Genomic DNA, 9,252 nt, shown 5'->3' with positions numbered 1-9,252 from the left:
TCCATTCTGGCAAAAACGGGCGTCGGAAACGCTATTTTCAAGCCTCAGCGGAGGCAAAAAGCCGGAATATGTTCGTTTTTCCGCGTCCTGCTAGCCGCTCTGGAAAATGCCGACCCACCAATCAAAGCCATCGGCATCACAGATTACTACGGTCTGGACTGTTACCGGTCGGTTTGCGACGAGCGTGCAAGTGGACGGCTTGCCGAATGCGACCTAATCTTCCCAAACATCGAAATGAGGCTCAATGTCGGGACGGTAAGGGGCGCGTGGGTTAATGTACACCTTCTTGTTAGCCCCGACGACCCGGAGCACATTGAACAACTCAGTCGGTTTCTAGCGCGACTAACGTTTGATGCTCACGCAGACCGATTCTGCTGTCGCCCTGATGACTTGATCCGTCTTGGGAGAACTGTAGACACAACAATAACGAGCGACCGAGCCGCCCTTCGCCTCGGCTCAGAGCAATTCAAAGTTTCCTTTTCACAACTTCGTGAAGAGTACCGTCATAGCGCGTGGGCCCAGGCGAACATTTTGATCGCTGTTGCAGGTGGTCAGGGGGATGGTACGTCTGGCGTGCGTGAGGCTGCCGATCAGACACTCCGTCAAGAGGTGGAACGGTTCGCTCACATCATCTTTGCGTCGAGCGCCGCACAACGTGATTTCTGGCTAGGACGGAGAGTGCTGTCCGCGGAGGAGATCTGCCGCCGCTACGATTCGCTCAAACCGTGTCTGCATGGCAGCGACGGGCATTGCGTAGAAAAATCCGGCGTTCCAGACGAAGCACGTTACAGCTGGATCAAGGGAGCTGCGATCTTTGACTCGTTACGCCAAGCCTGCATCGACCCCGCTGGGCGTGCATACGTTGGTAACCTTCCACCCATGGCCGCCGCACCATCCCAGGTAATTTCTTCCATATCGCTTCTTGGCGCTCCCTGGGCCCAAACTCCTGAGATCGCGCTCAACCCCGGGCTTGTTGCGATTGTGGGCGCGCGGGGATCAGGAAAAACGGCTCTCGCCGACATAGTTGCGGCCGGGTGCGATGCCCACGCCGAAAACATGCCTGAGCAGGCATTCTTGATACGAGCGCAAGAATACCTCAATGACGCTAAAGTCAAGATTACATGGCATACCGGCGAAGTAGAAACTCGCCCTCTTGGCAATGCCAACAGCGGACAGGAAGAGAAATACTCCCGCGCAAGATATTTGTCTCAGCAATTCGTTGATAAGCTGTGCTCCTCTCACGGGATGACCGATGACTTACTCACTGAGGTGGAGCGCGTCATCTTTGAGGCACACCCACTATCCGCGCGAGATGGCGCAGTTGATTTTTCGGACTTGAGGGAACTACGATCAGCCCGCCACCACCAAGCCCGAGAGCGTGAAGAACATGCATTGTCGGTTCTTTCTGATCGCGTCAGCGATGAGATTGGGAAGATCAAGCTGACGGAAAGCTACCGTACGCAGGTGAAGGATCGGACACAGCAGATCGAGCGACTGACATCAGACAGGGACAAGCTTGTTGCCAAGGGAAATCAGGAGCGAGTTGAGAGGTTACAGGCCCTAACAAAGGCGGCAGAGGTCGTTCGCAACTATGTTCGTCACTTCAATTCGCGAGAGCAGCAGCTGTTACTCGTCCAGGATGAGGTGGAGAATTTTAGGAAGCACCGCGCGCCCGAGGAGTTGCGCGAACTTCAAGAGCGGTACTCAACGTCGGGCATTCAGAAGGATGCATGGGCGCCGTTCCTGACAACGTTCAGCGGCGACGTCGATGATGTTTTGAACTCTCGCCTCAAGGAGACGAGAAGAAGCAGCACATCTTGGTCCGGTACTAAGCCACCAGCCCCGCCGGACTCCAATGTGCCGCTAGTCGCTGCTGATGCACCGCTCGAAAAACAGACGCTTTCTCTGCTCGAGGCCGAAATCGAGAGGGTGCAGAAGCTTGTTACCCATGACAAAGAGACGGCTCAGCGATTCGCAGCATTATCCACGAGGATTGCCAGCGAAAACGAAGCATTGAACAAGCTCAAAGAGAAGTTGGTCGATTGCGAGGGAGCCAGGGATCGCCTGCACGCGCTGAATGTTGAGAGGGAGGCGAGCTACCTACGCATTTTCGAGGCGATTGTGGCGGAGCAGGATGTTCTTACTGACCTGTACGCTCCCATTCGCAAGCGTTTGGAAGCGGCATCGGGCACGTTGCGTAAGTTGTCCTTCACAGTTACCCGTGTGGCTGACGTGCAAGCATGGGCGAATAAAGGCGAGGACCTGCTCGACCTCCGACGACAAGGCCCATTTAAGGGACGCGGCACCCTTTGTGAGGCTGCCACCAAGGCCCTCAAGGAGCCTTGGACCTCTGGAGATGCCCAAGCTGTTGCTAAAGCCATGAAGGCGTTTCGCGATGAACACCAGGCTTCCCTGTTAATACACGCACCAGTTGAAAAATCCGATCAGGCGGAATATCGTGCATGGTCTCGGCGATTTGCACAGTGGCTTTACGGCACCGACCATATTGGCATTCAGTATAGTGTTGATTATAGCGGCGTTGACATTTGCAAATTGTCTCCTGGAACACGTGGAATTGTCCTCTTGCTACTCTATCTTGCGCTTGATGATGGTGATGAACGTCCTCTGATCATTGATCAGCCTGAGGAAAACCTGGATCCTCAGTCAATTTACGAAGAGCTAGTTGCTCTGTTCATTGATGCCAAAAAGCGACGGCAGGTCATTATGGTGACCCACAACGCGAACTTGGTCATTAATACCGATGCAGACCAGATTATTGTAGCGAATGCGGGACCACACTCTGGAAACTCCCTCCCTCCAATCTCTTATATCTCGGGCGGATTTGAGGACCAGAGCATTCGCAAAATGGTGTGTGACATCCTGGAAGGTGGGGAGCGAGCTTTCCGCGAACGCGCACGCCGTTTGAGGGTCAGGCTTGAGAGGTAGGCCGTCACGAAGCGCATGACGGATGTAATTGCAGCGGGGATGAGCGCGTGAGCAGCACGGACAAGACCAGCCTCAGCGAGAGCCGACATTTGCGCCAAGTTCATCACACCGACAATTGTCAAGGCAGGTTGGGATGAGGCAATTCAGATCCGTCGCGAGGCTAGCTTCACCAAGAGCCGGATCATTGTCCGCGGCAAGCTGGTCAGCAGGGTGCAGGGCAAGCTACCCGCTATCCAAGTTCCTGCTTCAGCTTCCAGCCGTCTGCTCCCATTTTGCTGAAGAAGCTGTGCCGGAGTGCCAGTACCGCTCATGAAGCCTTGTGGCCGCCCCTGTTGAGCTTGACCGAGGCGCTGGCTTTTTGTAGGAGGAACAACTTGCCGGAGGTGTAAAGTGCCGTCTCTGTTCGAGAATGCCGTCGCGTCCATCCGTATGGGGGTGGAGGATTTCCGTCAACAGAACCATGATCGCGACATATCTGCTGTCCGCAATTTCTATGCAGGCGTGCTGCTTCTCGCGAAGGAGGCGCTAGTCCGAGCTGCGCCTGAGGCAGACCCCGATCTGGTAATCGGCGCCAAGGTTAAGCCCGTTCCTGATGGTCGTGGCGGCATTGAGATGCAACAGGTAGGGCACACGACAATTGACTTTCAGCAAATCGGTGAGCGCGCGCGCGATTTCGGGATAGTTCTGGATCACGGTGCGCTCAAGGCACTGAATAAGATCCGCAACGACATGGAGCATCATTACACCTCAGAGTCTGCGACTGCCATCCGCGCCGCAATTAGCAAGGGGTTTCCCGTCGCTGCCTCCCTCTTTCGCCAGCTCGATGAGGATCCCGTGGAGCTCTTGGGCGAAGCCTGGACCATCATGCTCGAAACCAAAGAGGTCTACGATCAGGAGCTTAGGGAAGTTCGAGCGACGCTAGCTAAAGTCGCGTGGTTTTCGTCGTCAGTCGACGGCGCAGCGTTCAAATGTGATCGCTGCGGGTCTGAACTTGTCGAGCAGATCGACCCGGAGAATGAGAGCCAGGATTATATTGAGCTGCGCTGCCGCACCTGCGGCGCTAACCCCAACGTCTCCGATCTGATTGAGCGCCTGCTTGATGAGCGTTACGGGGGAGAGGCGTACATGCGCTCCAAAGACACAGGAGAGGATGGGCCAATCTACCAATGTCCTGCCTGTGCTCGCCAGACACTTATCGAAGGCGAGCAGCACTGCGCAAATTGCAACGAGTCGCTCGACTACGAGTCGGAATGCGTCCGCTGTGGTGAAAGCATCAGCGTCCAGGATTATATAGACGGGCTTGACAGTGGCCTCTGCTCCTACTGCGCATACGTATCAGACAAGGTGATGCATGAGGACTAACACTTACGGATCCAATCGGAAGCGGCAGCTAGGTATAGGACGCACATGATGGAAGCGGCGGCCTTCTCAAAGCGAATGGGGATGGCGCACAGTTCGTCTATCTGATGATCTGGCACGGTGTCGGCTGTCACGTCGAGGAAGTGCTGCACATCAAGATGCTCGACGAGGACTTCTTCTAGCCGTAATGCACGAGTGCAGCGTCGGCAACATGCCTTAAGAGATTGCCTTGAGAATGCGAGCTGAAATGCAAATCACATGCTTTTTCTTGGTATGACCTGGAATCTGTCGTGTCACCGTATTTCCTCCCCTATAGGACTTGAGCACATCCTCTTTCCGAAGCTCGGCGATCACACTCTCGTAGCTTAGGCCCGTACAAGCGTCGCACTCAAATTGCCCGGGGAGAAACAGGAAATACGTCGAGCCGCGCACTTTGCTTTTGTAGCCCTTTGGCTTAGTCAGAGCGTTCTTGTCGTACTTCTTCGCCCGCCTCACATCGATGAAAGACGCCTTGTTGGCTTCGATGAAGGCTTTGACCAACTGCACTCCAGAAACCCGCGGCGTCGAAGTTGCCGCCAGCGCGTCGAACATGCCTTTGCGATGGGCGTACTGAATCGCCTCCAACGCCTCATGCTTTGAGTACGGCAGGACGCCGAATTTGATGGCGAGCATCGCAGCCGCATAGACCAGCTCGAAGCGCGTGCACACCCGTTCGTGAAACGCCTGGAGCCCGACATCCGGCGCATGTTTCCGGTAGTACGACATCCGCTTTCTGAGCGTAAGCATCCGGTGAGCGCCGCGGTCAGGCCGGCTTCCATTTCCAGGGCAGCAGTTCGTGCAGGCGGGTTTGAGGGATGTCGTTGATGCGTGCCAGCACGTCGGCGAGCCACGCCTGGGGATCGATGTCGTTGAGCTTGGCCGTGGTGATCAGGCCGTACATGATCGCCGCCCGCTGGCCGCCGCGATCGGAGCCGCAGAACAGCCACGCTTTCCTCCCAAGGGCGATCCCGCGCAGGCCGCGTTCGGCGGCGTTGTTAACCGGCATGCTGTTTCCGGCGCCGGCCGGTGCTGGCGATCGGACCGGGGTTGCGGTATCGATGGGCCACCGGGATAGGGGCGCCGGGAGCATGAAACGGCGGCAGGCCGCCCTGACCATGAGCTGCGAGCTCGCGTTGTTACATGGCCGCCCCCTACGACTTGCCCGGTTGCGCTGCGAGCGCGGATCCGTAGATGTCGTGCAAGCCCGCCAGCTCCCGAATCAGCACGGTAAGGAGGGAGCATGCGCATCATCGGCATGGATATTCACCGCTCCTTTGCCCAGGTCGCCTTCCTGGTGGACGGCCAGGTGACAAAGGAAACCAGGGTCGATCTCGCCCATGATCGCTTTCTGAAATTCGCCAAGACCCTCGAAAAGGCAGACGAGGTGGTCATTGAGGCGACTGGCAACAGCATGGCCGTGGAACGTGTCCTGAGGCCCTTCGTCAAGCGCGTTGCCGTGGCCAATCCCCGGCTTGTGCGGGCCATCGCCTTTGCCCGCGTGAAGACCGACAAGATCGACGCGGCGATCCTGGCGCGCCTTCATGCGGCGGGCTTCCTGCCGGAAGTCTGGGTTCCCGACGACGAAACGATCCGCCGTCGGCGAGCGGTCACGGAGCGGATGGGGATTGTCGAGCACATGGTGCGGGTCAAGAGCCGCATCCATGCCATCCTGCACGGGAACCTGATCCCGAAGTACGACGGCCGCCTGTTCACCAAGGCAGGCCGGGCTTGGCTGGCCGGCTTGCCGCTTTCGCCCGAGGAGAAAGCCTTGGTCTCCCGGCTGGTGGCGGAACTGGAGCGGGTGAGCGCGCAACTGGCCGAACTCGATAAGGGGATTGCCCAGCAGGCGCTTGATGATCCGCAAGCGCGCCGGCTGATGACCATCCCTGGTGTGGGCACCGTGGTGGCCCTGACCGTCCTGGCGTCGATCGGGACGATCGCCCGCTTTCCGACCCCCGAGAAGCTCAGCAGCTACTTCGGCCTGACCCCGACCACTCACCAGTCCGGCGACCATCCGGCCCGCCATGGACATATCTCCCGACAGGGCAATGCCGCGGCCCGCGCGATGCTGGTCGAGGCCGCGTGGTCGGCGAAGATGGCGCCGGGGCCGCTACGGGCCTTCTTCAACCGGGTGCAGAAGAAGGCCGGTGCCGGTGCGGCGGCTGTGGCCACCGCCCGCAAGTTGACGGTCCTCATCTGGCATGTTCTGACCGAGGAGAAGGACTACGCCTACGCCCGCCCAGCCTTCACGGCCATGAAGTTGTAAAGGCCGAATGAAGTTTCCCCAGAACGGTCGGTCGAAAAATCCCCAGATGGATTGAAGGGCTATGGATTGGCTTCGTTGTCGGCGCTCCTCGCTTTTGGTGGCCGGCCTCGGCGCCGTGGTGCCGGTGGCGGAGCGGTGATCGGCCGGCTGCGGTTGTTGTCCGGCATCAGTTCGGCGTGACGGCGCAGGCGGTAGCTGGCGCCTTCGATCTGCACCACCACGGCATGGTGCAGCAGGCGGTCCAGCAGGGCGGAGGCAACGACGGTGCCGCCGAAGACATCGCCCCATTCGGAGAAGCCGCGGTTGGAGGTCAGGATCATGGCGCCGCGTTCATAGCGGGCGTTGACGAGCTGGAAGAACAGGTTGCCTCCACCGGGGATCACCGGCAGGTAACCGATCTCGTCGACGATCAGCAGCTGTGGCCGACACAGGAAGCGCAGGCGTTCCCGCAAGGTTCCTTCACGCTCGGCCTTGGCCAGCGAGCTCACGATGTCGGCCAGGGTGGCGAAGTAGACCGAGCGGCCGGCCTTGACGGCCTCCACTCCCAAAGCAAGCGCCAGGTGCGTCTTGCCGCAGCCGGGCTGGCCGAGGAAATGGACCACCTCGTGCCGGTCGACGAAGTCGAGCTGCGCCAAGGTCATGATCCGATCGCGATCGAGCGAGGGTTGGAAGGAGAAGTCGAAGCCGGTGAGCGTCTTGATGGAGAGAAGCCGGCCCATCTTCAGGGCCGCCTTGATGCGGCGTCCCTCGCGCAACGTCAGTTCCTCGCCCAGCAGGGCGTCGATGGCCTCCAGGGCGGAGAGTTCGCCTCGTTCCAGCCGGCGCAGGATGTGCTCCAGCGCTTCCAAGGCGCGCGGCATCTTCAGCCCAACCAGATATTGGCGAATGCGGTCGAGGGTGGCGGGGCCGGCTTCCAACGGCGTGGTGCTCATCACCGGCTCCCCGGCTGGTTGGCCAAATGGCGGCCGATGGTGTCGTAAATGGCCAGCGAGCGAGGGGTGACGGTGCCGCCCTGCAGCGGTGGTGCCGTGGGCGGGGCAACCTCCCTGGGAGTTTGGCTGTTGGGCGGTGGAGGCTGGGTCCGGTGTCCGGTGGCAATACGCCGCTGACCTCGGCCTTCCAGCGCCGGGTGGGATGCGACGGGGGTGCCGTCCTCCAGGATGGTGACGGTGCCGGCGGTGACCTGCACCTCCACCGTCCGCCGGCGGGTGCAATCCGGCACGGAGTAGAGGTTGCCGCCGACCGATACCATGCCGTCGCGGGTGACACGGCGCTCCAGGGCCAGGACGCTGTTGAAGGGGCCGGCCGGCAGCGGCTTGAGGTGGGGGCGCTCCTCGGCGAAATGCTCGGCGACGATGCGCTGGGTGGTGGCGTGCCGACGGCGGTTGGCGAGCTGATCCAGCCACTGGGTGAACTGGATGTTCAGGTCCTCGAGATTGCGGAAGCTGCGGGCCAGGAAGAAGTCCTCACGCACATAGCGGAACGGCCGTTCGACTTTGCCCTTGGTTTTGGCGCGGTACGGCTTGCAGGCCTTCGGCAGGAAACCGTAGTGGCTGGCCAGGGAGAGGAGCTTGGGATTGTAGGCGATACCCTGGGTCGGCTGATCGGGGTCTTCGATCTCGCCCAGCACGGCGGTTTTCATGCGATCGTAGAGGATCTGTTCCGGCACGCCGCCGAAGCTGTCGAAGGCGGCGATGTGGCAGCGGAGCACGGTTTGCAGGTCCTGGCGGGCGACAAAGCGGGCCCACATCATGCGGCTGTGGCCGAGCACCATGGAGAACAGCCAGACGATCCGCTCCACTTCGGGCTCGTCGGTGAAGGTCGTCTTGAAGAAAGCGAAATCGACCTGGGCCTGTTTGCCAAGCGGTGTCTCGAAGCGACGCTCGAAGGACGGTGACGGGGTGGGACGGATGGCGCGAACCACGGCTTTCAGGATGGTATAACTGCCGGTGTAACCGCGCTCCTTGATTTCCCGCAGCAGGCGGCGGGCGCTGAGATCAGGAAAGGCCTGTAGGCGTTCGCGCAGATAGGGCTCGAAAGGCGTGAGCAGCGTCGGCCGAGCCGGCCGAGGGGTGTAAGCCGGCGCCTCCAGTCCGCGGGCGATATATTTGCGGATGGTCTTGCGATCCAGGCCGGTGCGGCGCGCGATCGCCGACACCGACAGGCCCTCGCGGGCGAGATCGAGAATCATGACGAGTTCCCCAAGTCTGACCACCTGCGCCCTCCCTCCGCCTCGGAGGGTGATCATGGGCGACGGGCGGCCGCAGGGCTCCGGGGCGTACGCCCCCCGGAGCCCTGCCGTTGCGTTAGCCTGGGGAATTTTCAGCTGCCCTTTCCGGGGAGTATCCAATCGGCACTGACAGAAGTTACGCAAGGCCTCCCTGAAGGCCGGCGCCCCGCGGGAATACGGCAAGGCCGGCCCCGGCCGGGACTACTGGATCAAAGAAATCCGGCAACGTGAGGCGGAGTATGTTGAGCGCGCCGAACGCGCCTATGAACGGATGGTGGAAGCCTGGAAGGACCGACCATCGGGGCGTGCCGGATGACGCCCCCGGCGTCAAGGCGGCCGCTCCGCGGCCCCGCGCTGAGACGCGGCTGCGGCCTTGACCCCAGCTTCGTCATCCGGCGTCTGGCCAGCATGC

At 60.3% G+C, this 9,252-nt stretch carries 6 protein-coding genes and 2 pseudogenes; 4 read left to right on the top strand and 4 right to left on the bottom strand.

The genetic code is table 11. The features are described from left to right. On the top strand, window positions 1-2,946 hold a 2,946-nt coding region (locus tag FBZ83_RS30090), incomplete at its 5' end, for a TrlF family AAA-like ATPase (RefSeq protein WP_211101718.1). Window positions 2,947-3,336: 390 nt separating this feature from the next. Next, window positions 3,337-4,308, top strand: coding sequence for a hypothetical protein (locus FBZ83_RS30085; protein ID WP_145690552.1), 972 nt, complete (start codon window positions 3,337-3,339; stop codon window positions 4,306-4,308). Between the two features lie 213 nt (window positions 4,309-4,521). Here the strand turns inward: FBZ83_RS30085 and FBZ83_RS30080 are convergent, their stop codons facing one another. Together FBZ83_RS30080 and FBZ83_RS30075 are read right to left on the bottom strand one after the other, a co-directional pair. Then, on the bottom strand, window positions 4,522-5,070 hold the full coding sequence (locus FBZ83_RS30080) for a hypothetical protein (protein WP_145690550.1): 549 nt from the start codon (window positions 5,068-5,070) through the stop codon (window positions 4,522-4,524). A 37-nt stretch (window positions 5,071-5,107) separates the two neighbouring features. Further along, window positions 5,108-5,341, bottom strand: a pseudogene (locus FBZ83_RS30075) (transposase domain-containing protein); the annotation flags it as partial. A gap of 243 nt (window positions 5,342-5,584) precedes the next feature. Here FBZ83_RS30075 and FBZ83_RS30070 point away from each other — a divergent pair. After that, window positions 5,585-6,610: an IS110 family transposase gene (locus tag FBZ83_RS30070; RefSeq protein WP_145690548.1), complete on the top strand. Its 1,026-nt coding sequence runs from the start codon at window positions 5,585-5,587 to the stop codon at window positions 6,608-6,610. A gap of 59 nt (window positions 6,611-6,669) precedes the next feature. Here FBZ83_RS30070 and istB read toward each other — a convergent pair whose 3' ends face one another. Together istB and istA are read right to left on the bottom strand one after the other, a co-directional pair. Beyond that, entirely contained in the window at window positions 6,670-7,542 is an 873-nt protein-coding gene (istB, locus tag FBZ83_RS30065; RefSeq protein ID WP_145690546.1) for an IS21-like element ISAzs30 family helper ATPase IstB, read from the bottom strand. Beyond that, window positions 7,542-8,825 (bottom strand): IS21 family transposase, encoded by a 1,284-nt coding sequence (gene istA, locus FBZ83_RS30060; protein WP_145690544.1) that lies wholly within the window; start codon window positions 8,823-8,825, stop codon window positions 7,542-7,544. The genes istB and istA overlap by 1 nt, the downstream gene beginning before the upstream one ends. A 148-nt stretch (window positions 8,826-8,973) precedes the next feature. Here istA and FBZ83_RS32200 point away from each other — a divergent pair. Further along, window positions 8,974-9,156, top strand: a pseudogene (locus tag FBZ83_RS32200) (IS110-like element ISAtu7 family transposase); the annotation flags it as partial. Window positions 9,157-9,252 lie beyond the last annotated feature (96 nt).

This window comes from Azospirillum brasilense (genome assembly GCF_007827815.1).
Classification (GTDB): domain Bacteria; phylum Pseudomonadota; class Alphaproteobacteria; order Azospirillales; family Azospirillaceae; genus Azospirillum; species Azospirillum brasilense_C.
This window is presented reverse-complemented; position numbering and strand designations above follow the sequence as displayed.